At 65.9% G+C, this 23,840-nt stretch carries 22 protein-coding genes and 1 pseudogene; 13 read left to right on the top strand and 10 right to left on the bottom strand.

Features of this window, described 5'->3' with window-relative positions; all coding sequences use genetic code 11:
* Window positions 1-277 precede the first annotated feature (277 nt).
* Window positions 278-391: pseudogene (locus RIF23_RS20920) on the top strand (IS30 family transposase); the annotation flags it as partial.
* Window positions 392-549: 158 nt separating this feature from the next.
* Here RIF23_RS20920 and RIF23_RS18470 read toward each other — a convergent pair.
* The 5 genes from RIF23_RS18470 to RIF23_RS18450 form a co-directional block, all read right to left on the bottom strand.
* Complete coding sequence (locus tag RIF23_RS18470) at window positions 550-1,332, bottom strand: class I SAM-dependent methyltransferase (RefSeq protein ID WP_310913854.1); 783 nt, start codon at window positions 1,330-1,332, stop codon at window positions 550-552.
* On the bottom strand, window positions 1,329-1,502 hold the full coding sequence (locus RIF23_RS18465; protein ID WP_310913853.1) for a hypothetical protein: 174 nt from the start codon (window positions 1,500-1,502) through the stop codon (window positions 1,329-1,331). The genes RIF23_RS18470 and RIF23_RS18465 overlap by 4 nt, the downstream gene beginning before the upstream one ends.
* Before the next feature lie 18 nt (window positions 1,503-1,520).
* Window positions 1,521-2,084: a hypothetical protein gene (locus RIF23_RS18460; RefSeq protein ID WP_310913852.1), complete on the bottom strand. Its 564-nt coding sequence runs from the start codon at window positions 2,082-2,084 to the stop codon at window positions 1,521-1,523.
* Window positions 2,085-2,087: 3 nt separating this feature from the next.
* On the bottom strand, window positions 2,088-3,530 hold the full coding sequence (locus tag RIF23_RS18455) for an alpha/beta fold hydrolase (RefSeq protein ID WP_310913851.1): 1,443 nt from the start codon (window positions 3,528-3,530) through the stop codon (window positions 2,088-2,090).
* Between the two features lie 714 nt (window positions 3,531-4,244).
* Window positions 4,245-4,391 (bottom strand): hypothetical protein, encoded by a 147-nt coding sequence (locus RIF23_RS18450; RefSeq protein WP_310913850.1) that lies wholly within the window; start codon window positions 4,389-4,391, stop codon window positions 4,245-4,247.
* A gap of 224 nt (window positions 4,392-4,615) precedes the next feature.
* Here RIF23_RS18450 and RIF23_RS18445 point away from each other — a divergent pair, with 224 nt between their 5' ends.
* From RIF23_RS18445 to RIF23_RS18425, 5 genes are all read left to right on the top strand, one after another.
* Complete coding sequence (locus tag RIF23_RS18445) at window positions 4,616-5,650, top strand: ABC transporter ATP-binding protein (protein ID WP_310913849.1); 1,035 nt, start codon at window positions 4,616-4,618, stop codon at window positions 5,648-5,650.
* The gene (locus tag RIF23_RS18440) at window positions 5,647-6,456 is read left to right on the top strand and encodes an ABC transporter permease (protein ID WP_310913847.1); all 810 of its coding nucleotides are present in this window, start codon (window positions 5,647-5,649) and stop codon (window positions 6,454-6,456) included. The genes RIF23_RS18445 and RIF23_RS18440 overlap by 4 nt, the downstream gene beginning before the upstream one ends.
* Window positions 6,456-7,640 carry a sensor histidine kinase gene (locus RIF23_RS18435; protein ID WP_310914001.1) on the top strand — a complete coding sequence of 395 codons (1,185 nt, stop codon included), beginning with the start codon at window positions 6,456-6,458 and terminating at the stop codon, window positions 7,638-7,640. Before RIF23_RS18440 ends, RIF23_RS18435 begins: the two co-directional genes overlap by 1 nt.
* The gene (locus RIF23_RS18430; protein ID WP_310914000.1) at window positions 7,640-8,245 is read left to right on the top strand and encodes a response regulator transcription factor; all 606 of its coding nucleotides are present in this window, start codon (window positions 7,640-7,642) and stop codon (window positions 8,243-8,245) included. The genes RIF23_RS18435 and RIF23_RS18430 overlap by 1 nt, the downstream gene beginning before the upstream one ends.
* A 352-nt stretch (window positions 8,246-8,597) precedes the next feature.
* On the top strand, window positions 8,598-9,359 hold the full coding sequence (locus RIF23_RS18425; RefSeq protein ID WP_310913846.1) for an IS5/IS1182 family transposase: 762 nt from the start codon (window positions 8,598-8,600) through the stop codon (window positions 9,357-9,359).
* 69 nt (window positions 9,360-9,428) lie between these two features.
* On the opposite strand, the gene RIF23_RS18420 is transcribed toward RIF23_RS18425, so the two are convergent.
* The 3 genes from RIF23_RS18420 to RIF23_RS18410 all read right to left on the bottom strand — a co-directional run bounded on the left by RIF23_RS18420 (window position 9,429) and on the right by RIF23_RS18410 (window position 14,256).
* Window positions 9,429-10,580 carry a hypothetical protein gene (locus RIF23_RS18420; protein WP_310913845.1) on the bottom strand — a complete coding sequence of 384 codons (1,152 nt, stop codon included), beginning with the start codon at window positions 10,578-10,580 and terminating at the stop codon, window positions 9,429-9,431.
* 730 nt (window positions 10,581-11,310) lie between these two features.
* Window positions 11,311-12,027 carry a hypothetical protein gene (locus tag RIF23_RS18415; protein WP_310913844.1) on the bottom strand — a complete coding sequence of 239 codons (717 nt, stop codon included), beginning with the start codon at window positions 12,025-12,027 and terminating at the stop codon, window positions 11,311-11,313.
* 732 nt (window positions 12,028-12,759) lie between these two features.
* Window positions 12,760-14,256 (bottom strand): phytoene desaturase family protein, encoded by a 1,497-nt coding sequence (locus tag RIF23_RS18410; RefSeq protein WP_310913843.1) that lies wholly within the window; start codon window positions 14,254-14,256, stop codon window positions 12,760-12,762.
* Between the two features lie 705 nt (window positions 14,257-14,961).
* Between RIF23_RS18410 and RIF23_RS18405 the strand changes: the two genes are divergently transcribed.
* The 7 genes from RIF23_RS18405 to RIF23_RS18375 all read left to right on the top strand — a co-directional run bounded on the left by RIF23_RS18405 (window position 14,962) and on the right by RIF23_RS18375 (window position 21,763).
* On the top strand, window positions 14,962-16,848 hold the full coding sequence (locus tag RIF23_RS18405) for an ABC transporter ATP-binding protein (RefSeq protein WP_310913842.1): 1,887 nt from the start codon (window positions 14,962-14,964) through the stop codon (window positions 16,846-16,848).
* Window positions 16,849-16,917: 69 nt separating this feature from the next.
* Entirely contained in the window at window positions 16,918-17,109 is a 192-nt protein-coding gene (locus tag RIF23_RS18400; protein WP_310913841.1) for a hypothetical protein, read from the top strand.
* 37 nt (window positions 17,110-17,146) lie between these two features.
* Window positions 17,147-17,347: a hypothetical protein gene (locus tag RIF23_RS18395; RefSeq protein WP_310913840.1), complete on the top strand. Its 201-nt coding sequence runs from the start codon at window positions 17,147-17,149 to the stop codon at window positions 17,345-17,347.
* A gap of 88 nt (window positions 17,348-17,435) precedes the next feature.
* Complete coding sequence (locus tag RIF23_RS18390) at window positions 17,436-19,301, top strand: alpha/beta fold hydrolase (RefSeq protein WP_310913839.1); 1,866 nt, start codon at window positions 17,436-17,438, stop codon at window positions 19,299-19,301.
* Window positions 19,298-20,008: a hypothetical protein gene (locus tag RIF23_RS18385; protein ID WP_310913838.1), complete on the top strand. Its 711-nt coding sequence runs from the start codon at window positions 19,298-19,300 to the stop codon at window positions 20,006-20,008. The genes RIF23_RS18390 and RIF23_RS18385 overlap by 4 nt, the downstream gene beginning before the upstream one ends.
* Window positions 19,971-20,705, top strand: a complete 735-nt coding sequence (locus RIF23_RS18380) for a class I SAM-dependent methyltransferase (RefSeq protein WP_310913837.1) — start codon at window positions 19,971-19,973, stop codon at window positions 20,703-20,705. The genes RIF23_RS18385 and RIF23_RS18380 overlap by 38 nt, the downstream gene beginning before the upstream one ends.
* A 128-nt stretch (window positions 20,706-20,833) precedes the next feature.
* Window positions 20,834-21,763 carry a M23 family metallopeptidase gene (locus RIF23_RS18375; RefSeq protein WP_310913836.1) on the top strand — a complete coding sequence of 310 codons (930 nt, stop codon included), beginning with the start codon at window positions 20,834-20,836 and terminating at the stop codon, window positions 21,761-21,763.
* Window positions 21,764-21,873: 110 nt separating this feature from the next.
* Here RIF23_RS18375 and RIF23_RS18370 read toward each other — a convergent pair whose 3' ends face one another.
* Both RIF23_RS18370 and RIF23_RS18365 read right to left on the bottom strand, forming a co-directional pair.
* Window positions 21,874-22,629, bottom strand: coding sequence for an ABC transporter permease (locus RIF23_RS18370; RefSeq protein WP_310913835.1), 756 nt, complete (start codon window positions 22,627-22,629; stop codon window positions 21,874-21,876).
* The gene (locus RIF23_RS18365) at window positions 22,629-23,597 is read right to left on the bottom strand and encodes an ABC transporter ATP-binding protein (RefSeq protein ID WP_310913834.1); all 969 of its coding nucleotides are present in this window, start codon (window positions 23,595-23,597) and stop codon (window positions 22,629-22,631) included. Before RIF23_RS18365 ends, RIF23_RS18370 begins: the two co-directional genes overlap by 1 nt.
* Between the last annotated feature and the right edge of the window lie 243 nt (window positions 23,598-23,840).

Genomic DNA, 23,840 nt, shown 5'->3' with positions numbered 1-23,840 from the left:
TCGGCCACCGCGCCCACGTTCTGTTGGCCGCCGGCGGCGTCGCGCCCTGAGGGCGCTCCCCCGCACGACGGCCAGCGGGGGTGGGTGCGGTGGCTATGGGGGTGCCCCTGTGAGGGGGTGCCGTGGTCTGCCGCACGACGGCCAGCGGTGGGGGGCCTGCCCGCGGGTGCCCCGACGGCGGTGCGTGGTTATGGGTGCGCGTCGTGTCGCCCCCCACTGCCCGCCCTCGTTGGTTGTCGTGCGGGGGAGGGCGCCCAGCGCCCGATGGCGTCGGTGGTCGACCAACGAGAATCCCGACCGCATGATCCGGGAGTACGTGCCCACGGGCACCGACATCGTCCAGCACGAGCCGTATCTGACTGCGATCGTCGAGGAGATCAACAACCGCCCGTCAAAGCCATCACCGACTGGGGCGCACTCCGAGGCACAACGGATCTATAACTGGAGCACTGAACTAGGAACATCTACTTTGTGTAAACCCAAAACGAAGAACCTAAAGTACCTGGTTGCACACTCGAGGTTGCCGACTCGTGCGGGTATTAGGGACGATCAGTCCGTAGGCTTCTCGTGGATGGTGATGAAGGCTGGCGCCGCGGCGGACGCCGTAGCCGCAAAGCTCCAGTCGGAGAACCCCGCGGCCGGGCATGCCGAAACGAGCCCAGCGGTTTCAGCGTAGGCGTGGACCTCGGCAGGTTCGAGTAGCCGCGAGAATTCAGTACCAATCGGCGCCGAAGAGTCGGCTTCGTGCCAGATTTGGGAACATTGCCACAATGTATGGTCGGCAGAGAGCGTCGAACAGGTCAGGAGACCGGATCCGGGTTCGGGGTAGGGCGTGAAGAACGTCGTGAACCGCGCTCCGCCGTGTATGCTGACGACCATTGACCGATGGTGTGCCTCGATCACCAGCCGCCCACCGGGCGTGAGCAGGTCGGCGGCGCGACGGATCGCCTCCGCCTGCTGTTCCGGAAAAAGAATTTGGTTGAGCGTCGCACATACTGCGTAAACTAGGCCGTAGCTGCGTTTGACCGGATAAGCGAGAATGTTGGCCTGCTCGGTAGTGATCGGTCCGCCGTCCGCGGCGGAAGCTGCCTGTGCCGCGGAGACCATCTCCGGTGACGAATCGAGACCGTGCACTGGGCCGATGATACGGGCGAGCGGGAGAGCGATCCGCCCAGTCCCGATACCGATCTCCAGCGTTCCGGTGTCTGGATCTGGGTGGAGGCCCGCCAGCGCACGTGCCGTCCGCTTCGCTTCCGCCTGGTCCGGGAACAGGCGATCATACCACGATGCGAACTGTCTTCCATATCCTATATCAAAGTCGATTTGTGTCATTGTGTATTCTTTTTTGGAATAATGAGTACAATAATTGCGATCCAGAGAACCGCAGTGAATCCCATGGCTCCCCAGAATGGAATAAGATCGTTCTGAACGAGTAGTGCCATTCCGATGGCATATGCAAAGGCTAGGACGAATATCAGAACGAAGCTGAACGCCTGCTTCATGGTGCGTTTCTCCTCTAGTTATTGGGAGAGTGTTGTATACGGTGCGACCATGACTATCTCGGGATCTTTTGTCGATTCATATCCGGCTGACCGCGCAAGCGCAAATTGATACCCTTCTATATTCCCATTAATGTCGTCAGCGCGGACGGTTGCGGCCACGAAGTTCGAGAGTAGTCGATAGTCAGGGGTGCGAGTGATGACATCGAACCCTTTGTCAAGTACGAGTGCAACTCCGTTGGCGATGTCGAAAACAGCCTTCTCTCGACGACGCTTAGGGTGCCACAAGGTATGAAGGGATCGGCGATTGGCGATCATGTCGATCCCTCTCCAGCCGGAGATTTGTCCATCGTTCCGTACGCGGTAGATGATATGAAAATCGTAGACACCAGGATTCGGTGCGAAGAATCTCCAGTTTGGAATAAGGAAAAAAAGATCCTTGCGTTGGATCCGATTAAATGAGCTGAGATGGTGCTGTGTCGCCACGGTTGCCAGGATCATGACGGTGGCCGCAGCTCGGGTGAGGGTGCCTGGACCGGTGCAGGCGCGCCGCACGACAGCGTAGGCGTTGCTCATGGTCGTCATCGCCTAGTCTCCTGCCTCTTTCCCGAAGGACGCCTTGGCCCCAGATGCATGGATGCGCACGAACTCCATGATCAGTGCTCCAACCTGGGTCGCGTTAGTGCCGTTTGTCATAAGTGAATCGTGATCTGTGTCGTGTAGAACAGTGGTTTCCGCGTGAGCTCCGCCGGTACGGTGCGCCTCAGCGATTTCGTTGTGCAGCACTACTTGCTCGGGGTCAGTATCAGCAGTTTTGCTTGCGGTCACCAATAGTGCGGGTGAGCGAACCGGTGGCAGGGTTGAATCGAATTCGCGGTATTCGTCGAGAATCGAAGCCCACTCTCGGCGTGCGGCAGTCCACAGGCGAGAGTCAGCGTATTCGGCGAACGCACGCTCCCGAGTGTGCGATGGCAGATCCTCAATCCAGTTCTCTCGGGACATGAGTACTCCGAGGCCAAGGCGGGTGGACCACGCCATCGTGGTGAGGATGTCGGCGAATCCTGCGGAGCTTGCCCGTTGCCGCTCGGATCGGTCGAGCTGCCCCGGATGCGAAGGGTCGAGGTAGACGACCCCAGCGACTCGGTTTCCCAGTGAGGAGGCGGCACGGCGGGCGATATCCCCGCCGAGAGAATGGCCAACGAGGACGATGTGTCGGTCCCGGTTGACCGTGGCCCCAACCAGATCGCATAGTTCACGTACCGCGGCGTTCAGGCCGCGTGGGGTGTGGTCGGTTTGCCGACTGGCGCCGTAGCCTGCACGATCATAGCGAAGCACCCCGCAAGGGCGATGTGATTGTACTGTTGTTGCGATCCAGGAGAAGTGCTCCGATGTGGCGGCAAGACTGTTGCAGAACACGAGAACCGGCTCTGTTTCACAGCCGGGGTCGAATCGGTAAGCAATGACGTCTCCGTTGGGCATGGTGTGCCACTGGGTGCCCTTCGCGCCACGCAAGACATAGATACGGCGCCGAAGAGCCCGGACACCAGCCCATGCGGCAATCCCTGCCGCAGCGAGGGCGACCGCCGTCACTGGGGTATCGTCCCGGTCGGGAGCCGCAGGGTGTTTAGGTCCGGCTGTATATGCCACGTGAGGGTGCATCGAGGCGAACGCGGTGAGGAAGCGGCCCAAACCCATGAGGTAGGCGTTGGCTGCGTGAAAGATCAGCAAGGAAGCGAGTATCGGGCGGACGAGCCGGCCGCGAGCGCAGTAAACGACGGGGAACAGGGATTCCAGTCCCATGACGCTGTGGACGAGAGCCTTCGCTGGGCTCGGATAGCGTTCGGCTACTCGGAACGCCCCTTCGTGACCGTAGGTCCGGGTGCGCATGATCTCACGGAGAGCAGTTCCCTGCCGCCACTGGCGTCCGAGTAGCTTGTACCAACCGGACACGACGTAGGAGAGGTTGGCCTGTAGTGCGGTGTGCCAGATGGCGGCGTCCTTGACTCGATGGGAGTCGGATAGGCGTGCCACAGCATTCCCTGACTGCACGAGTACTGCGACTTGGTCTGATCCGTCGGTTCCGTAACGGTGTCTGGTATAGGCGACGGCTCCAGTGACGGCAAGGTAGGAGCTACCGACCCCCCGTAGTCGGGAGTTGCCCGGCAACAGCAGTGCGGTACTGACTACAACTCTGGATACGTGGAGAGCTGTGGTTCCAGTTTGAGAACTCAGGACGTCAATTAACTTACACACAAGCGGGGAGGAGTGCGCGTGGTACTCGCGCATAATCTTCCATTCGTGGAGACCGCCTGGCTTCGTCTCTGTAGTGAGGCGAAGATATTCAAGGGACGATATCAAGGCGGTAGCCGCAGATATTCTTTCGGATGCTCCGATGGCCTGATTCCGAGTAATGTGAGGCGGAGTGAAAATAGTTTTTAGGATCACACTTGGTCGAATCAATATATTCTTTTCTGGTTGGGGGTGAAAGATCCCCCGGTGGGGTTGCCACCGGGGGAGAATCGGCTATTTGGAATGGTCAGGCAGTGGACTGATTTGAGAAATATAATTTCAAGTGTGTAGCCCGAGAAAGTGTTATGTTAAGCATTATCCTCGCTCGGGTCGGTCTTTGTCGCTTCAGCGTCCACAACAGGAATCGGCTCGTGGTGATACGCGAACCAATAGCAATGGATATATCATTCCTTCAGACCTGCGTTGGGGCGCCGAGAAGCGAGGAATTAATTTCGACTATCCACCCAGGGTTGCGGTGGTTGCGGTGATGGCGGTCGTGGCCGTCGTTGCGGGGGTTCCCATGACAGGAGCCACAGCGATCTGGACATAACCATATTCGGCATCGATGGACTGAGCGTCGAAGTGGTCAATGATTTCCTGCATGTCCTTCACGTCCTTTCGATGTCATTCATGCGTGGTGCGGCGTCTGTGATGATCGAACTACCAGATGTTCCTGATCCATTCAGTCGACGTTATGTCTCCGCCGCGTTTCACACTCCAACAGCGGCCCCCGGTTCTCGCAGTGAGGAACATCACAGTGCATGTTTGAAATGATCAGGGATTAGGCATGACATCCGTCATGAAATTTGGTGACGGGTGTGACTTAAATGGGTTACAGCCAGCACTGTTTTGGGCGTGTGTTTTTCGTGAAAATGATCTCCATGGGAGATGTAATAGGTGAAAATGTGATTGACGTCACGCGGGTCTGGCGGAGATACGGATCTGGTCGATTTGCATTTGATGCGGTTCGTGGAATATCATTCTCCGTCGCTCGGGGAGAACTGTTCGGGTTGCTTGGAACGAACGGTGCAGGAAAGACGTCGACGATCGAACTGATGGTCGGCCTCGGACAGCCGTCGAGTGGCAGTATCCGAGTCTTCGGCCAGTGCCCGGTCCGCGACCGCCGAACTATCCGGCCTCGCCAAGGGGTCATGCTCCAGCGGAGCGGGCTTGCGCAAGACTTGACGGTCGCAGAGACCCTGCATATGTGGGCCGGCTGCACGAGCCACCCACGATCGGTCGATGCTGCGCTTACCAGCGTCGGCCTCCACGATCGCAAGCGGGTGGCGGTCAAGAACCTGTCCGGAGGCGAGCAGCGGCGCCTCGACCTGGCCATGGCCACAATCGCCGAGCCGGAACTGCTCTTCCTCGACGAGCCGACTACCGGAATGGACCCCGAGGGTCGCCATGCCACCTGGCAGATCATACGGAAGCTCAAGGAAACGGGCACCACTATCGTGCTGACCACGCACTACCTCGAAGAGGCCGAGATGCTCGCCGACCGGTTGGCAATCATGCACGCGGGTCAGATCGCCGCAGCGGGAACACTCCCCGAGATCATCGATCAGCACCCCTCCCGTATCAGCTTCGAATTCCCGGCTGGTTTCGTTGCTTCCGACTTTCCCCCGGCGGAACAGTTCGGAGCTGACTGGGTTCACGAACGCGGCCGCCGGATCGAGTTTTCCACCACCAATCTCCAGTTCACCGCGACCGAGCTGTTGACCTGGGCCCGCAGCCGCAACATGACCCTCACCGGGCTGGATGCCCGATCTGCGTCCTTAGAGGAGGCGTTCCTACACATCGCCGAGAACAGTGCTGACGGCGCCGTGAGTGAATCACTGGAGCAGGAGGTGTCGGCATGAGTGATGTTGATCGGAGGAATGCTTCGGAATCGGCGGCTGCTGGGGGGACCGCGCGACGGCAGTTGACTGCACTCGGCTGGGCCGAGCTCCTCCTGTTCGTGCGTGCCAAGTCCAATCTCGTCAATGTGCTCTTCATTCCGGCCCTCGTACTGGTTGCGCTGACGGTCACGATGAACCTGTACGACCTGGATGCCCTCGGCCTGGCGTTGGGTCCGGTCATGCTGGCGACTGCGACCGGCATCGTGCTCGTCTTCTCGCTTTACGTGCCCCTCACCGGAACCTATGTGGCACGACGCGAGGAACTGCTACTGAAACGGCTCCGCACCGGAGAAGTCGGCGATACCACGATCCTGCTCGGATCCGCGTTGCCGGCGATCAGTATCGTCATCACCCAGATGCTTCTGATCGGTGCCATCGTGATCCCCATGACCAATGCCGGCCCTCCCGCGGCGCCGCATTACATCATCATCGGCATCGTGCTGGGCTGCATCATGATGGCCGGGTTCGCAGCCGCGACCAGCGCCGCCGCCCGCACCTCGGAGAATGTGCAGGTGGCCATCGTGCCGTTGCTCGTGCTCCTGCCGAGTACGTCGGGGACCTTCTTCCCGCTCGAGGCGATGCCACAACCCGTCCAGGACGTGTTTCACTGGATGCCGATGACCCCAATCATCGACCTGGTGCGTGCCGGCTGGACGGGAGACGTCGAGCCCGCCGAAGCGATGCTGCGGATCGGACTGCTGGTGCTGTGGACGGTCATCGCACTGGGGGCGGCACACCGCTGGTTCCGCTGGGAGCCGCGCGTGTGATGCGGGCAGAGGGCGGTTCCGGGCTGCGGCGCAATATCAGGGCCATCCGCTGGACTTTTCCCATCCCCTTGTGCGCGCTGGTGGTTGTCTTCGGCTGGGGAGCGGCCGTAGAGCTGCTGCACCATGCGGGGACCGGGGTGACGGCGGCCATCATCGTGGCCTACGCGGCACAGGTCGGCGCGGCTCTCGCGCTTGCCGCAGGCTCGCTGCAACGTACCGATGCTCCACCCGCGCTCCTGCCGTCGCTCGTCATCACGGGACTGACCGCGGGGGAACTCGGCGCTGTCCACCTGGCCGTCTCACAGGGGTGGTTCACCGGAATCCACGCGTACTCGGCTTATCTCCTTGCCGTTCTCCCGGCCGCAGCCGTCTGGGCCGGCCGGGACTGGCGGGTGAGCGGCACCCTCGCCCTCACCAGCTGCCTCGCCGCTGCACCACACCCGCAGTCGGGTGTGGTGCTGGTGGTCATCGCGGGAACATGGGGGGGTACGGCTGCGATTATCCACCTGTATGCGTGGAGTATCACCGTCGTGCTTCGCCTGGAGAGTGCACAGCGCACGGAATCCCTCCTTGCCGTGGCGGAGGAGCGGTTGCGCTTCGCCCGTGACCTCCATGACACCCTTGGCAGGACCCTGTCCGTGGTGGCACTCAAGTCCGAATTGGCGGCACGGTTGAGCGGTGAGTCGCGGGCACGGGCGGAGATGGAAGAGGTTCAGGCCTTGGCACTGTCTTCCCAGGAGGAGATTCGAGAGGTGGTGCGCGGGTACCGCCGTGTCGATGTGGAGGCGGAGCTGGAGGGCGCCCGATCGGTGCTCGCTGCGGCCGGCATCGACTGTCGGGTGTCCGGCACTGAGGTTGTCGGTGACCTGGACAGCGAGGATCGGTCGGTTCTGGGATGGGTGATCCGAGAAGGGGCGACGAACGTCATTCGGCATGCCCGTGCGACCTACTGCACCGTGGCCTTCGAGGTCGATCCGGAGGCCGCGACGGTCATGATCGTCAATGACGGGGCGGGACGCATCCCCGTGCGGAGTGATCGCCCCGTGGTATCCGAACGCGGTTCCGGAACGGGTCTCGCTGGTCTGGAGCAGCGGCTGACCGAGCGCGGCGGGACGCTGGAACACGGCAGCGACGGGGGTACGTACCATCTGCGTGCACGCATTCCCTGGAGGCGGGAGCAGTGATGATCCGCGTTCTGCTGGCCGAAGACGAGCACCTGATCCGCGAGGCCATGGGGGCGCTCCTCGCGTTGGAGCCCGATCTCGACGTGGTCGCGCAGGCGTCCTCGGGTCCCGAGGCCGTTGCGGCTGCGCGCACGCACCAGCCAAACGTCGCCGTCCTCGACCTCCAGATTCCCGGGTATGACGCGATCACCGCGGCCAAGGAGATCCTGCGTGACGTCACCGAGTGCACCGTGCTGATCGTGACCAGCCACGGTATCCCCGGCCATCTCAAGCGGGCGCTTGAGGCCGGTGTCGCCGGCTTCGTGCCCAAGACCACCTCCGCGGCGAAGCTTGGTGATGCCATCCGCGCCGTCCATGCGGGGGAGCGTTATATCGACGCCTCCCTTGCCGCCGATGCCATCGCTACCGGAGACTCGCCGCTGACGGCGCGGGAGACCGATGTCCTGTCCTATGCCGGAGACGGCGCGCCGGTCACCGAGATCGCTGACCGCGCCTCCCTCGCCCCCGGAACCGTGCGCAATTACCTGTCGTCGGCGCTCACCAAGCTCGGCGTGGGGAATCGGCACGAGGCCGTTCACCTCGCCCGCGCCCGCGGCTGGATCTGACCCGGTGACCCTGTACTGAGGGAAGTCACCACCCCGCGGATCTGCTGGATCGGGAGCGGGGGTTGTGTTCCGCTTCCGCGAGTGCCTTCCGTATTTCGGTGGCAGGAGAGACCGAGCGTCCAGGCCACATCATTCGGGTGCCGATGGTCACGGACAGCCGGATGAGGAATCAGGACTTTCTCCTGGGGAGGGCGCAGTGGGGCATAGTGAGGTGATCCCAGTGAGTTTGAAGTGGAACGAAAGCCGCGAATCGGACCATGCGGGAGATATGATCGTTCAGTAGACATAGGCGTGGAGCCCCGGGGAGGAGGCGAGGCGTCGAAGTTCGCCGGACGACCGTGACCGGCTGCACGTGGCTACCGATCGTGCCATCCTCGATGTGCCCCGGGACGTGGTTCGGTTCCTCTCCCGCCTGCGGGCCGGCGAGCGGCGCCTGCGCCGCACCCCCATCGGCAGCCGCGCCTTGACCTGCTTTGACCAGGCCGTTGTGGTGCTGCGCCACGACTGCGAGGCCACCAGCCCCGCGGTGCTGGCCCGCGACGCCGGGGTGGGGTGCGGCACCGCCCACCTCATCCTGGACGGCATCGTCCTCCCCACCGACCGCTGCGCGGACACGACCCTGAGCGTGAACGGCGAACGGATCGTCCGGGGGGCATCTCCCGCGTGCGGGGGCGGGTACTCCGGAACGGCGCACCCCCGCGGCGCCACCCGCTACAGGCTGATGGACCCGCGGGGGTTTCCGCTGTTCCTCAGCGACGCCGAGCCCGGCTCGGTCCCTAACCTCACTGCGGCCCGCATCGACGTCCTGCCCGCCCGGTCCCCGGCGGCTACCCACGGGCTGGCGACTCGGGCCGAGCTGGGCGATGAGGGCGCCGGGATCGGCATCATCACCCCGGTCAGCCAGCGGGAGGACGGCCGGCCCCGGGCCACGGGCATCCGCGCGTTCCACCGGCTCCAACGCGCCCTGCGCTGCCTGGGCGAATCCGACTTCGCCCTGCTCACCCAACGCTGGCGGTGCCTGCTCCACCACATTCACACCAGCCCCAGCACGATCGCCGACATCACCACAGCCGCACTCGTCCGCACCCACGTCGAACACGGGCGACCTACCTAGAAATCGCTGAGATCACCTCAGCCCTTCGAGGCGATGCAGCATCCGACACGCAACGATCCCGGTAGGAGATCAAAAATCGAGATCCAACGCGTCGTCCAAAAGACCGTGTATGGGCTGACCTCCACCGCAATTATTCAAAGAACGCTTTTCGTAGTAAGAAAGAACGATGCGCTCTCCGCCGTCTTCATCTGGAACCGTGAAGCAGTTATCAGAAAGCTCATCCATCGAGACTATTCCTTGATTGAGTGCCTCATGCGTCGCGGCGATATCGACATTAAGCAGTAGATCAGCATTCGTTCCAAACAGGACGTGTTCCGGTGCTTCTTCTCGCTCCACTGGGGGGTCAATGACCTCTGTCAAGATTAGTCCTGCGCGCCCTACGACAAAGTAGTCTGGCTGTACTACTTTCCCTGTGGGATATCGGAATTCGTAATGTGCGCGGTCGTCGCCGGCGGCGAAGTCATGAACGGGGGTGATGGAGTGGTCCATGATGTATTCGCTCTCGTTGATTTTGTGGAGTTCCGGAAGGGTGTCTCCGTCCCATTCGTTGGTCCATTCGTCGTTGCCTGTTGCTGTGTCAAGTCCACGCATTCCGATAGTTTCGGCGTCGGAACAGTGGTAGGTGACGATTCCGATGTCGTCGAACATGAGTGTGGATTTGGGGCGGCCGTTTTCAAATTGCAGGGCGCATGATTCCGGAAGGGAGTGTGTCCAGTCCTTCGTGCCGGTGTCTAGGGAGCGTGCGGTGATGGTTTGGGCGTCCGGGAAGTCGAACAGGTGGGTTCTGGTGGCGTGGTCGATCCGGACGTCGGGAGCGCGGCCTTCGTTGTCCCAGGAGATGTCGTGGACAACCTCGCCGGTTTGGGATTCGATGGAGATCCAGTGTGCGCGCTCTCCACGGATGCCGTCGGTGTCGAAGGTGGCGAATAGTGCCTGGTCAGATGGAAGTTGGCTATTGATGGGCGAGGGTGCCATCGCAACCGGGGCGTCGTCGACCTCCAATGACCAGAATTCGTTGAGCTCTCCCTCGCCTGCCTGGGCTGACACGACCGATTCTCCATCGATCATCACACCGCCACGTGAGTGTGCCACGAATCCCCCGCCGCGCAGCGGAAGGACCTCGTCCAGATCCTCATCGATCACGTCATCGTGATTCTGATCCAGAAAATCGATAATGTCATAACTGACCCAGGCCCAAGATCGGGATTTAAGATCATTCATCGCGTCTACGTTATAGGGAGTGCATGCGGTCAATAGGGTCAGAGTCGCCGCGATAGTAAAAATGCGTTTCATGTCTGTTTTTCAGTCATGGCCTTGGTCGTGGTCTATGTCAAGTACGAATCCACCGATGGCGTCTAGTAAATATCTATTTATTTCATCCTCGTCTTCAGATTCGCTCATTCCGGATCTTTGTATCGCATTGCTTATTCGTTCTCTCGCCGAACTTTTGGCGTCGTCGCTGCTGGAGTCTGATCGGGGCTACCGAGCCCGCAGCGGGGATGCGTTGCCTGCTCATGCGGTGCAACCGCCGCTCCGGTGAGTTGGCCGACGACCGTTGCTGGTCCTCGCGCCCGGCGTCCCTGCCGAGCTGGTGTCCGTGGCCGGGCGCCGCTGGAGCTTGAGTTCTATCAATGGTGGCCTACGCCTCTGTAGGAGGAGTCCGCGATGCCGCCGCCGGCGGCCAACACGGCGCGCGGGGAGACGATTGCCGTGACCACAACCCCCACCCCTCCCCGGGGATCCCCCGTTCTCGTGGTCGTCGCAACACCCCTCCTGTAGGGGTGCGATGGAGGACTTCGAAATCCGGAACCGCTCGACCGACCGGGGTGAAGGGAGGCTCTACCGGGAGCGTGGTGGCGGTGTGGGGTGCCCCGGTTGAGGGCAGTGGGCTTGCCTGAGCGGACTGGTGGCGTGGCGGGGGTCGTGGCCGTGCCGGTCTAACCGGTCGGGCCTATCCGGTCAGGTCGATTTCGACTTCGTCCGCCGGGCCGATCTCGCCGGTGGAGAGGCCGACGTAGGAGGCCTGAAAGTCCTCGTCGGGCAACGAGAAGGCGATCTCGACACTGACCGGGGTTCCGTCCGCGGCGAGATCGTGGCGGTGGGTGTCCCCGTTGAGCCACATGGTGGTGAAGTCTTCGGAGATCCGGTCGCCCTCGGGCGTGTACAGGCGGTGTCCCTCGGTGCGGAAGGTTTCCTGTTCCCCGGTGTCCGAGGCGACATCGACGTGCAGAACCACATACTCCACCGGTGGGGGATATCCACCAAGGTCCTGCACACCGGTCTCGACCCCGGTCACGGTGAAGACGAGTCCCTCGTGGGTAACCTCCTCGTTCAGCCCGGGCAGTTCCGGGTTCTGCCGTTCCCCATCTCCGGCCAGCGAGTCGTTGCCAGCGTCCGCCTCGGCGTCGGTGTCCGTGGTGTCCTGAGTATCGCCCTCGGCGCCCGGGTCGGTCTCTGCGTCTGCGTCTGGATGGTCGTCTGCCACCCCACCGTCGGGCTCGGACTCGTCTGCACTGGTCGACAGGGCAACGAAAACAATTGCTGCCACGACCGCGAGTACGAGCACGCCGCCGAGGCCCAGCCACATCCAGCGGAACGAGGTCCGCCGCGGCGGGCCCTGGGCAGGTTCGTGGTTCGGGGGGAAACCGGGCTGGGACATCTGGTTCATGAGGGGAGGCTGCCTCCAACGCTGCACTCCCGGCACCGTCATCTCGGTGCCGGGACGTTCGCTGACACGGCCGGGGCACAGTGTCTCAGACGAACTCAGGGGGAGTCAGGGGCTGGGGTCCAGTGCCCCGGGGTTGAAGCCGAATGCTCCTGGATCTGCACACAGCGGCCCGGTGGATTCGTAGCGTGTGCCGCGCCCCCCGGGGGGTGGCCCCTGCGGCCCCTGGGGTAACGCCAGCACGTAGCCCGCAGGCAGGTGCGACGAGCGGACCCAGACCGCCCCCGGCCAGACGTCGGGAGCGGAGTCATTCCCCCGCGCGGGGGGAGCAGCCGTTCACCTGTGGAACTGCCGCTGGGCCGTCCTGCGGCTGCAACTGCGCGACAGTCCGACAACCAGGGCAGTTCGCACAGGTGAGCGAGGGTGCAAGGGGTGTCGTTGCCAATGACGATGTCCGCCTGGCCGGGTCCGTGGGACCCGGCCAGGCGCACCCCGGGATTATTGCAGGCGTTGGCCACGCGCGTCCCCGAGCCAGGAAGATTCGTGGGTCGGCCGGTCGACGTCTGCTCCCGGACGCACGCCTGGGGTGGGGACCGGCGTGATCGCACCCCCGCGTCCTGGTGGTTCGGCGCGCGCAGCGCGGGCGGGTGCGGGGCCGGCTTCTGGGGCAGGTTCGCGCGGTGCTGCGCTGCGGTGCCCACCCAGGGTCGGGCGGGCTGGTATGCCGGTTTCGGCTCATCGGTTCGTCGCCTGCGGTGCGAGGGAGGGTGGGTTTCGGTGGCCGTATTCGCGGCGTAGGGCGGACTGGGCCGCAAGGTATCCGCACATTCCGTGCACGCTCGGGCCGGGGGGAGTGGAGGCCGAACACAGGTAAACCCCGGGCAGCGGGGTGGCGTAGGGGTCCAGGTGGGGCACGGGTCGGGCCATGGCCTGGTACATGGTCATGGCGCCCGCCCCGATATCGCCGCCCACATAGTTGGGGTTGTACGTCTCGAGTTCCGCGGCGGGAATCCCGCGGGCAGCAGCGATCGTGTCGGTGAAGCCGGGCGCGTACTCTTCGATGCGGTCGCGGATCATGGCCACCGGGTCGCGCGGATCCCCGTTGGGGACGTGGGCGTAGGCCCAGACCGGGCGGTTGCGGCCCTGCTGGCGCTCCGGGTCGGTCGCCGCCGGGTCCACAACGAGTACGAACGGTTCGTTGGTGGAGATCCCGCGCACGGTTCGGTTCTCCTGGCGTGCTGTCTGCGCGTAGGTGCCCCCCAGGTGCACGGTCCCGGCCCTGGCGAGCTCGCTGTTGGACCACGGTATGGGATCGGTGACCAGAAAGTCCGCTTTGGCCGCGGCGGGACCGTAGCGGAACCGGCGTAGCTGGCGGGCATAGCGCCGCGGCAGGCGATCTCCGGCCAGGGCGAGTAGTCCGGCCGCGCTGGTGTCCAGCAGCACCACCCGAAACCGGCCCAGTTCGTCCAGGTCCGCGATCGGGGTGTTGGTGTGCACGGTGCCCCCGTGCTCCCGCAGGTCTGTGGTTAACGCGTCGGCGATGCTGGCGCTGCCCCCGCGGGGGATGGGCCAGCCGCCGCCGTGGGCCAGATGCCCCAGCAGGGCGGCAACAGCGCCGGAGGCGAGCCCGGGAATGGTGCCGACGGCGTGCGCGGCCACCCCGGCCAGCAGGGCGCGGGCGTCCTCGCGGGAGAACCGCGCGTAGCCGGCCCTGGTTCCGAAGGCCAGCACCCCGTGTGCGAGCGGGGCCAAAGCCGCCGGGTGCGGGGGAAGCCTGCGTTGCCCGTTCAGGATGGTGGCGCAGACCCCTTGGCTATGGGTCAGCAGGGGCCGCATGAGGCGTCGCCAGCGCCGCCCGTCCGGTCCGAGGTGGGTGCAGGTGGTGTCGAGGTCGCGGTAGGCGAGGGCGGCCCGGGTGTTCCCCAGAGGATGGGCATAGGAGATCTCTGGGGTGAGCAGCTCGACCCCGCGGGCTGCGAGATCGAACTCGCGGAAGAACGGGGAGGCATGGGCCATGGGGTGCACCGCCGCACACATGTCGTGGACAACGTCCGCGTCGAACAGGGACTGGGTGCGCAGCCCCCCACCCACGGTGGGTGCGGCCTCGAACACGGTGACGTCGAGCCCGGCCCGGGCGAGGGTAACCGCGGCCGCGAGCCCGTTGGGGCCACTTCCCACCACCGCCACATCCGTGGAGTCGGTGGTGGGTCCGCTGCGTTCTGCTTTTGGCATTGTTCGAGCTTCCTGGGGTGCGGGGGAGTGGGTGCCCGGCGGAGCACTGGGGACAACGCGCTGGTGGACAGCCGACGCCGGCCGGAGTCGACGCCGGGTGGGGGAGTGCTGCCCCGACGTCGCGCATCGTGTGTGCGGACCCGCTCATCATGACGCCAACACGCTAACGGGGAAAAGGGTGCACCCGAACGGTGCGGGCCGGCTGGATTGCGGAGCTCTGACGCTCCAGCACAAGATGACAAGATCATCCGTGGCATTTTGTGACAATGTCGAGTCCGTGGGCGTCCTCGCTGTTCAGTGGGGATTTAGGGCGTGGTTGTTCGATATGCGGTCAGGAATTCCCCGTGGGAATCGATAATCGAAACGGGTGGGGGGTTCCTGGCGTTCGAGGCGTGTTGCTCCTGATCATCGGGCTGTGTGGTGGATCCGGCTCATGCCGTTTCGGGGGGACACGCCATTTCGGGGTCAGGGGTATGTGGAAGCCGCGCGCGTTTTCGTGCAGGTCAAATCCAATAACGTCACAGGCATAATCATCCGAGGTGTGACGTAAAGCGTGGTATTGAAACACATGTGGCTTATTCCTAGGATTGCCGCATTCTGTTGGCGAAGAGGCGCCATTGTCCTAATGAGTCAACGGATTTCCTGGTCACACGTGTGTCCAGTGGAACATGCCCACGGATACTGCCGATTCGACTGACAGGTCCTATGACACCTACGGACACCCCCGAGCGCGTGTACCGCCGCACCTACCAGCTGCTGCGCCCCCACCGGGGCACGCTCGCACTCGCGGCGATCCTGGGCATCCTCGGGACCGCGGCAGCGCTCGCACAACCCCTCGCGATCGGTGAGGTCGTCGCCGCGGTCGAGGCGCAGCAGGCCCTGATGTGGCCGCTGCTGGTGCTGTTCGTGCTGTTCACCCTGGACGCGGGCATCGGCGCACTGCATGTGTACCTCGTCGGCAGGGTCGGGACCGGAGTCGTCCTGGACTCCCGGCTCCGCCTCGTGGACCGGCTGCTGCGTGCCCCGCTCAAGGTTCATCTCGACAACCGCCAGGGGGACCTGTTCACCCGCGCGGTCGCGGACACCTCGCTCCTGCGTACGGCACTCGCGCAGGGCCTGTCCACACTGTTCGTCTCCGCCCTCATGATCACCGGCACAGCGGTGATCATGGTCGCGATCGATCCCCTGCTGGCGGGCCTGGTCGCGGGATGTCTGCTCGTCTCCGGCGCAGCCAGCGGCTATGTCGCCCGACTACTGCGGCTCGCGACCGTGCGCCTGCGCGCCCGGGTCAGCGAGTTCGGCGACGCCTGCCAACGGGCACTCGGCAACGTGCAGACCATCAAGCTCAGCCGTGGCGAGTCCCGCGAGGCCACCCGGCTGGGTGACCGTGCCCGCGCCGCCTACCGGGACGGACTTCGGGTGGCCGTCATCAACGCCACCCTCTACCCGGCGATGAACGTCGGCGTGCAGGCCTCTTTCGGGGTCGTGTTCATCGTCGGTGGGGCGCGCCTGTCCACCGGTTCGCTCACCCTGCCCGAGTTCAGCGCCTTCCTGCTGTACCTCTTCTACCTACTGACCCCGGTGATCAGCGGGCTCCAGGCCCTGGCCATGGTCCAGCAGGGCATGGCCTCGGTCGGCCGGATCGGCTCCGTCCTGGACATCGAACCGGAGGAGGAGCCCCCAGCCCGCGCCTCCGAAGCCGACACCGCCCGAACCGCACAGCCCACGCACACACCCGGAGAGCGCCCCACCGCGGCCTCTCCTCCCGCCCCCGCTACTCCCGCTGCCCCCGTCACCACTGTCAACGGGGCGGCGCCCGCCCTGTCGCTGCACCGCGTCACCTTCGGCTACCAGCCGGACCAGCCGGTCCTTGACCAGGTGTCGTTCGATCTCGGACCCACCGGTCTGGTCGCACTCGTCGGCCCCTCGGGTTCCGGCAAAACCACGGTGCTGGGACTGTGCACCCGCCTGTGGAACCCCCAGTCCGGGCAGATCCGGATCCAGGGGCGCGACGCCCAAGAACTCCCCCTGTCCCAGCTGCGGCACCAGGTCGCCTACGTCGAACAGGCCGCCCCAGTGCTCGACGGCAGCATCCGGGAGAACCTCTGCTACGCCGCTCCCGAAGCCAGCAACGAGGCCATCGACCATGTCCTGGATCGGCTCAACCTCCGCACCTGGGTCGAGCAGCTCCCCGCCGGACTGGACACGCCCGTCGGCGAAGCCGGAACAGCCATCTCCGGAGGGCAGCGACAACGCATCGCCATCGCCCGGATGCTGCTATGCGAACCCCCCGTGCTGCTGCTGGACGAGGCCGGATCACAGCTCGACGCCACCTCCGAACGCGCGATGCACCACGCGATCCGCGAAGAATCCCGCCACCGCCTGGTGGTGGTCGTCGCCCACCGCCTCGCCAGCGTCGTCGACGCCCACCGAATCCTCGTCCTGGACGAGGGACACATCAGCGCCCAGGGCACCCACAGCCAGCTCGCCCGCACCAACCCCACCTACCAGCACATCGTCCGCACCCACCTCGACGGTGACCCCGCACAGACCATCCCCCCCGACCGCACCCGAGCAGGACAAGGAGGCTGAACCAACACCCACCCCCGACATCTCCGAAACCGCAGGCACACAACCAACACAACGATTGGAGCGAACCCGATGGAAACGCTACTCACCACGACCAACGAACGTTCTGAGGACCTGTTCGGGGCACTCGACCCGCACACCCAGGCACAGATCGACGCGGGAACCACCCCCGTCCTCGCGACCCCCGCTGCGGCGGCCGCAGGTGCAGCCGCCACCGCGGGTGCCTTCGGTGCCGGCGTCGCCGTCGGCTACGCCGTGGGCTAGCAGCAGAACCACAATCGACCCGAAAGGAGCACCTGTCATGGACACCCTGCTGACCAAGGTGAACAACGCCAGTGACCTGGTGAACATCTCGATCCAGGACGACCGGGCGACCACGATGGACGGGCTCAGCCCCGTGCTCGCCACCCCCGCCGCCTTCGCCGCGGGCGCGGGCGCCGCGAGCGCCGCAGCCGGCGCCTTCGGAGCCGGCTACGCCATCGGCCAGGACCTGGCGGGCTAGCCCCACCCGCGGGCCCCGGGAACCCCCACCCGGGGCCCGCCCCCCGCACGTCCGCACCCAGCAATCCCCCGAACCGGAGGGCCGACCCATGGCATTGGTGGGCAGCCAGCTGCGCGCGCGAGCCCGGTCGCTGTATCAGGCGATGCGCACGGTGCCCCGATATCGGGCACTAACCCTCACCGAACGCCTCAGCGCATTCACCCATCTGTTCTCAAGCCTCGAATACCTCTCCCAACCCCAGGACCGCCGCTGGGGCGGGCTGAACAATTGGGACGAGACCCGGGCCACCTTCGCCGCCAAGTCCCGTTCCTTCACCCGGCTCGTCGACCTGTGGTCCACGCCCCGCGCCACCACCGCGGTGCATGCACTCCGCGTCGCCGCCGCCACGGCCGTGCTGCTGTCCAGCCGCCGCGACATCCGCGCCACCGCGAACCTCACCCTCACCACCACCTCGGTGCTGCTCTACCCCCGCCACCTACACGGAACCGACGGCTCCGACCAGGTGTCCTTCATCGCCCAGACCAGCGCCACCATCGCCCGCCTCGGCGAACACCGCCCCGCCATCGTCGACGCGGCCCTGTGGTTCTCCGCCCTGCAAGCCGTGCTCTCCTACACCGTCTCCGGCTGGGTGAAAGTGGTCAGCCCCAGCTGGGGCGAAGGCCGCGCCCTCGACGGCGTCATGCGCACCTACACCTACGGCGACCCCACGGTGTGGCGCATGCTCCGCCGCTACCCCCGCCTCAGCTCCTACCTCGGACACGGGGTCCGCGCCTTCGAATGCGCGGCACCCGTCGTGTTCTGGCGCAACGGGGCCCTCACCCCCGCCTTCGCCGCCGGCGCGGTCGCCTTCCACATCGCCAACGCCCGAGTCATGGGGCTCAACCGCTTCCTGTGGGCCTTCGCGTCCCTCCAGCCGGCACTGCTGTATGCCACCGGACCACCCCAACGCCTGGACGCCGCCGGCCACCCCGAACACCGCGACGACACACTGCCCCGCACCGTGGCCGGACTCGGTCTAGCCACCGCCGCGGCCCTGGCCACCGCCCGCATCCAATGGGCGCGCACCGTCAGCCGCGGGTACGGCACCGAACGCTTCGTGCAGACCCGCCGCGGAAACACCCTCGCCTACCGCCACACCGGCGCCAGCCAGCCCGGCCGGCCACTCGTGGTGTTCGAACACGGGCTCGTGGCCACCTCCGTGCACTGGGAATGGATCGCCCACCACCTCACCCCGGACGTGGAGACCCTCGCCTACGACCGCGCCGGCTACGGCCGCAGCCGCCTCGCACGCGACTGGGACGGGCTCGACACGGCCGTGGACGACCTGTGCGACCTCGTGGACCAGGTGCGCCCCAGCGGCCCCGTCGTCCTGGTCGGCCACTCCCTGGGCGGCTACCTGGCCCTGCGGGCAGCAAGCCGCATGCAGGACACCGTGTGCGGCGTGGGACTCGTTGACACCAGCCACCCCGCGGAACTCGACCGCTCCGAAGGCCAGCGCCGCGGCGCCGAAGGCTTCACCCGCACCATGGACGCGTTCCCGACGTCCCTGCGCTTCGGACTGGGCGCGCTCCTGGAACGCCCGGACTGGGTGGACCGGCTTCCCCCAGCGGTGCGTCGCCTCGCCCTGGCGCAGTACCGCGACCCGGGCATGTGGCAGGCCGGCGCCCGCGAGTGGGCGTCGGTACGCGAGGACTTCGCCCACTCCCACGGCAAACTCCCACACATCCACGCCCCACTGGCGGTGTTCACCGCCGGACGCACCCGGGCCGTCGACCCGGTCCAGCAGGAGCTGCACGACGAGATCGCCGCGGCAGCCCCCTGGGCCCACCGCCACCTGGTGGACAACACCGACCACGACCGCATCCTCACCGAACACGACACCGCACGACAGGTCGCCGAACACCTCCGCGCCTTCCTGGACGCCCTGGCCGAACAGCGGGAGCACACGTCATGACCCTCAGCAGACTCGGGCGGGCACCAGCCCCAGCGCCCCGGCCCCAGGCCGGCCACCGCGACGATCGGCTCGGTATCGCCGGCGCCGCCGTGGTCGTGGCGATGGGGCTGTGGTTCCTGGCCACCGCGAGCGCCCAACACCCCAACCGTGCCTTCGACCGGCTGCGGGGACGCGACCCGACCGGGCTGCTGATCGGGAACTGGCGCTTCTTCGCGCCCGAACCCGCCCAACACGACTTCCACCTGCTATACCGGGTGCTGCTGGGCGACGGCGCGCAAACCGAGTGGCGGGCGGCCTCCTGGATCGAGCCGCGCCGCTGGCGACAGACACTGTGGTTCCCGGAGCACCGGCGGGAAAAGGCCGTGTTCGACCTGGTGAACGAGCTGGTAGCCGTCGGCGGGAACCTCGTGGACAACGACGTCACCCACCTGCCCGCCTACCGGCTGCTGCGGGACCACGTGCACAGTGTCGCCGCCGCCGAGCACGCAGAGGACGACCCGCCGGCGCAGGGCTTCCAGTTTCTGATCGCCCGGCACTCCGGCCACGACACCTCCGAAGACCCGGACTACCTCCTCGTGTCGCCGTTCGAGCCGTTCCCCGGGCACGACCAGCCCACCTCCGACGCCCCCAGCAGGGAGCACATCCGCAACGAGAAAGGACACCCCCAGCATGATCGACCAGGGGCGGGCGTTCGCGCCGGTCTATGAGCGGATCTACCCACCCGGGGAACCCACGGCGCGGTTCTGCGCCGCCCGGCACCCCGGCGGGGGGCACCCCAGCCTGGAACTCGGCGCGGGAACCGGACGCGTCGCCCTCCCCCTGGCCGGCCACGTGGGGGAAGTCATCGCCGTCGAACTCGCCCCCGAGATGGTGGAGCAGCTGCGGGCCGCGCCCAAACCGAGCCAGGGGGAGGTGTCCCCCGTGGAAGCCGACATGACCACCTACGAGCCCGACCGGACGTTCGGGCTGGTGCTGTGCGTGTGCTCCACCATCGGGCTGGTGCACGACCGCGGCGTACAGCAGCGACTCGTCGCCACCTGGGCCCGGGCCCTGGCCCCCGGCGGCGCACTGGTGATCGAGAACCACAACCCGGCCGCGATCGAGGAGCTGCACGAGGGACGGACGCGACAAACCGCGATCTTTCCCTACCCGCAGCCGAACCGGTCCCTGCTGACCCACGGGGTCCTCGACCGGGACAACGAGCTGTGGACCGCCACGCACGTCTTCTTCGACCAGGGAACCCCCTGGACCGCCACGGAAGTCGTCCGGCTGACCGGGCCCGACCGGGTGGACGCCTACGCCAAGCAGGCCGGCCTGGAATGTGTCGAACGTTACGCTGACGTCGAGGGCAGCCCGTTCACCGGGAACGAGCCGATGTTCGTCAGCGTGTACCAACATGCGTGACCCGCGGCGCCGGCACCGAAACAACCGGATACGCCGGAACCGGAACACGGTCGGCAACGACCCGGGCCCCGGAAGCGCGCGCCCCGGGGCCAGCGGGACAGACAGCGAGCACGGGCAAGGAGGACAACGTGGCAACCACGAGCACGCAACGTAACCACGAACTACCGGGCTGGTTCGTTGTCCTGGCGCGCTGTCGCGGCCTGGCCGGGCCGGTCGGGCTGGTCCTCATGGTCGCAGGCGTGGCACTCGCCGCCCTCGCCCCCTCCGAGCTGGTGCCCAGCCTCGTGCGGCTCGGGGTTCCCATCTCCGGCGCCGCGCTCGTGGGGGCGGGCATGTTCGTCACCGTGCTTCCCATCGACCCGGCCATACGCACCGCCACCCCGCGGGTGCTACGGCCGCCCGTCGACGGGATATGGGAAGGCTGCAACAGCCCAACCGACGGGGTGCCCAGCCACGGAACCCACGGTTTCGGGCAGACCTACGCGATCGACCTCGTTCCCCGCGGTGAGGCCGAAGGCACAGGCGAGACACCGACCCGGCCCGAAGCGAACTTCCAACGTCCGGAAACCTTCCCGGGCTTCGGTCGGCCCATCCGCTCCTCCTGCTCCGGAACCGTGGTCGCAGTGCACGACCGGGCGCGCGACCACCGCGCCCGGCAGGGGCGGCTCGGCGCCGCAGTGTTGGTCGTGGAGGGAATGCTGCGGGAGTTCGCCGGTGGCCGGGCCATGCTCGGCAATCACGTCAGTGTCGCTGTGCCCGACGACACGGACCCCGATCGCACGGTCTACGTCGTCTTCGCACACCTGCAACGCGGCTCGCTGCGCGTGCGGGTCGGCGAAGACGTGCAGCCCGGACAGGTGATCGGCCGTTGCGGCAACTCCGGAAACAGCACCGAACCCCATCTCCACATGCAGGTCATGGACCATCCGCGTGCCCTCGTCGCGGCTGGGCTGCGGTTCGTGTTCGACGAGTTCCACGTGGACGGCGAGCCTCGCCACCAGGGACTGCCCGCCACCGGTGAACGGATGTACGTTCCCCCGGCCAGCGAATCCACCTGAGTCCTCGCCCCGACCCGGACAGCGAGCCAAGCGCCCGCCGCGGGGACGACTGGGGCACCGACCCCAGCCGTCCTCGCGGCGTCGCACGACCGCACGGCCCGCTGCCCCACTCAGCTGGGGCTACGGTCGAACCGGAACAGCCGCAACGCCGCCGCGCCGACGACCAGAGTGGCCCCGGCCAGCACTATCCAAGCCAGCCACACCGGGTGGGTGGTGTTCCCACCGGTCAGCCCGTTGGCCAGCGCGTCGGTGAACAGCGCCGGCGGCAGCCACTCCAGTACCGCGCCGACCCGGTCCGGAAACAGCTCAAACGGTAGAACTCCACCCCCCGCGAAGACGAAAGCGAGCAGAACCACGGTCAGGGTGGTGCTCGCGGTCTCGGTCGAGTTCAGGAATGCGCCCAGCAGGAACCCGATCGCGAGCATCAGCGCCGACCCCAGGACCGTGGTCACCACCAGCGCGGGCAGCTGGGACGGCGCCCAGGAGTCGAAAACGGCGGCCGCTGCCACCACCGCCACGAGTGCCACCACGATGAGTAGCGCCCGGAACGGAACCAGCGCCAACAGAAACGTCCACCGTGGTAGCGGCGTCGTTCCCAGCAGCCGCAACGTTCCCCGGCGACGCAGATCCACGATCGGGGACACCGTTCCGAAGAAGATCACCGCCCCGAGCGTCATCGTCAGCCCGAACGGCAGGAACATTTCCGCGGCGTCTATACCGGGGGCGGTGGGAATCAGCGCGACGAGCATCACCGACATTGCGATGAAGCCCACCGGCATGAGCAGGGCCCCGAAGAGTGTTGTCCGGTCACGCAGGAGTTCACGGGTGTTGGCGCGGGTCAGGGCGCGCAGCGGGGTGGTGCTCATCAGGCTTTCACTCGTTGACTGTCTTGGGTGGACTCTGCCGCGTCGTCGTTCAGGTCGGTGCCGGTGAGATCCCGGAAGACCTCGTCGAGTCCGGCGCTTCGCACCCGAAGGTCCCGCGCCGGGCGTTCCGCGGCGGACAAGGCCTCCATGACGTTCTGATGGTTCTGCGTGTGGATGTTGACCCGGTTTCCGACGGTGGCCACCCGCAGCGCGTCGGGAAGTTCCGCGGCCCAGGTGAGGTCCTGCCCGGGCTCGCGGGCGCAGCTGACGACGTGGTACGGCGCGTGTTCGGCGATCAGCTCGCCCGGCCGGCCCAGGGCGACGATCCGGCCCTGGTGCATGATGGCGACCCGGTCGCAGACGGCCTCGGCTTCCTCCATGGAATGGGTGGACAGCACCACCGTGCGGCCCTCGTCGCGGAACGCGGTGATGACATCCCACAGGTCGGCGCGGGCGTTGGGGTCCAGCCCACTGGAGGGTTCGTCGAGGATCGCGAGCTGTGGGTTACCGATCAGGGCGGTACCGACCAGCAGGCGGCGTGCCTGCCCACCGGACAGCTCCTTGACCCGCACGCCGTGGGAGCTGGTGAGGCCCACGTCGCTGAGGACCGTGTGCGGGTCGCGTGGCTGGTCATAGAAGCTGGCCCACAGTTCCAGGATCTCGATAGTGGTGAGGTTGGGAAAGATGTCGGCCTGCTGTGCCTGGAGCGAGACGGCCTTGCGCAGTTCGGGCGTGTTGCTGGCCGGGTCCGTGTCCAGAACGCGGATCCGGCCGGATGTGGGGGTGCGCAGCCCCACCACCATTTCGAGCAGGCTGGTCTTACCCGCGCCGTTCGGCCCGAGGACGCCAACGATCTCGTGGGCGCGCACGTCCAGGGAAATCCCGTCCACGGCGGTCAGGTCGCCGTACCGCTTAACGAGCGAATTGACGGAAAGCACGGTTTGTTGCATCTGATCGTGATCATTCATTGAGAGAACTCATGATCCACTCGACAGTCGGGGGAGCGCCTCCGCTCCGGATCCGTCTCCTTGCGCTGGCATCTTCCGGTGCTGCGCACACGGTGTCCAGGAGGTAGCTGGGCGAAGAGACGGTGACGAGTGTAGGGAAAACGTCGTTAACTTCCAAATGGCCTGGTGTGCGTCCGAGGTTCACTACGCTCCGGGATCACCGTGGCGGCTACCGAGCACTATTCATGATCGTTCGAACGATCA

Origin of the sequence: Lipingzhangella rawalii, from assembly GCF_031628175.1 — a bacterium.
Taxonomy (GTDB): domain Bacteria; phylum Actinomycetota; class Actinomycetes; order Streptosporangiales; family Streptosporangiaceae; genus Lipingzhangella_A; species Lipingzhangella_A rawalii.
The sequence above is the reverse complement of the archived record's forward strand: the minus strand, read 5'-3'. Positions and strand labels throughout refer to the sequence as shown.

What these genes read in the sequence shown, in the direction of transcription:
- RIF23_RS18470 (WP_310913854.1), bottom strand. Translation starts at nt 1,332, where the DNA reads ATGACACAAATCGACTTTGATATAGGATATGGAAGACAGTTCGCATCG.
- RIF23_RS18465 (WP_310913853.1), bottom strand. Translation starts at nt 1,502, where the DNA reads ATGAAGCAGGCGTTCAGCTTCGTTCTGATATTCGTCCTAGCCTTTGCA.
- RIF23_RS18460 (WP_310913852.1), bottom strand. Translation starts at nt 2,084, where the DNA reads ATGACGACCATGAGCAACGCCTACGCTGTCGTGCGGCGCGCCTGCACC.
- RIF23_RS18450 (WP_310913850.1), bottom strand. Translation starts at nt 4,391, where the DNA reads ATGCAGGAAATCATTGACCACTTCGACGCTCAGTCCATCGATGCCGAA.
- RIF23_RS18445 (WP_310913849.1), top strand. Translation starts at nt 4,616, where the DNA reads ATGGGTTACAGCCAGCACTGTTTTGGGCGTGTGTTTTTCGTGAAAATG.
- RIF23_RS18440 (WP_310913847.1), top strand. Translation starts at nt 5,647, where the DNA reads ATGAGTGATGTTGATCGGAGGAATGCTTCGGAATCGGCGGCTGCTGGG.
- RIF23_RS18435 (WP_310914001.1), top strand. Translation starts at nt 6,456, where the DNA reads ATGCGGGCAGAGGGCGGTTCCGGGCTGCGGCGCAATATCAGGGCCATC.
- RIF23_RS18430 (WP_310914000.1), top strand. Translation starts at nt 7,640, where the DNA reads ATGATCCGCGTTCTGCTGGCCGAAGACGAGCACCTGATCCGCGAGGCC.
- RIF23_RS18420 (WP_310913845.1), bottom strand. Translation starts at nt 10,580, where the DNA reads ATGAATGATCTTAAATCCCGATCTTGGGCCTGGGTCAGTTATGACATT.
- RIF23_RS18415 (WP_310913844.1), bottom strand. Translation starts at nt 12,027, where the DNA reads ATGAACCAGATGTCCCAGCCCGGTTTCCCCCCGAACCACGAACCTGCC.
- RIF23_RS18410 (WP_310913843.1), bottom strand. Translation starts at nt 14,256, where the DNA reads ATGCCAAAAGCAGAACGCAGCGGACCCACCACCGACTCCACGGATGTG.
- RIF23_RS18405 (WP_310913842.1), top strand. Translation starts at nt 14,962, where the DNA reads ATGACACCTACGGACACCCCCGAGCGCGTGTACCGCCGCACCTACCAG.
- RIF23_RS18400 (WP_310913841.1), top strand. Translation starts at nt 16,918, where the DNA reads ATGGAAACGCTACTCACCACGACCAACGAACGTTCTGAGGACCTGTTC.
- RIF23_RS18395 (WP_310913840.1), top strand. Translation starts at nt 17,147, where the DNA reads ATGGACACCCTGCTGACCAAGGTGAACAACGCCAGTGACCTGGTGAAC.
- RIF23_RS18390 (WP_310913839.1), top strand. Translation starts at nt 17,436, where the DNA reads ATGGCATTGGTGGGCAGCCAGCTGCGCGCGCGAGCCCGGTCGCTGTAT.
- RIF23_RS18385 (WP_310913838.1), top strand. Translation starts at nt 19,298, where the DNA reads ATGACCCTCAGCAGACTCGGGCGGGCACCAGCCCCAGCGCCCCGGCCC.
- RIF23_RS18380 (WP_310913837.1), top strand. Translation starts at nt 19,971, where the DNA reads ATGATCGACCAGGGGCGGGCGTTCGCGCCGGTCTATGAGCGGATCTAC.
- RIF23_RS18370 (WP_310913835.1), bottom strand. Translation starts at nt 22,629, where the DNA reads ATGAGCACCACCCCGCTGCGCGCCCTGACCCGCGCCAACACCCGTGAA.
- RIF23_RS18365 (WP_310913834.1), bottom strand. Translation starts at nt 23,597, where the DNA reads ATGAATGATCACGATCAGATGCAACAAACCGTGCTTTCCGTCAATTCG.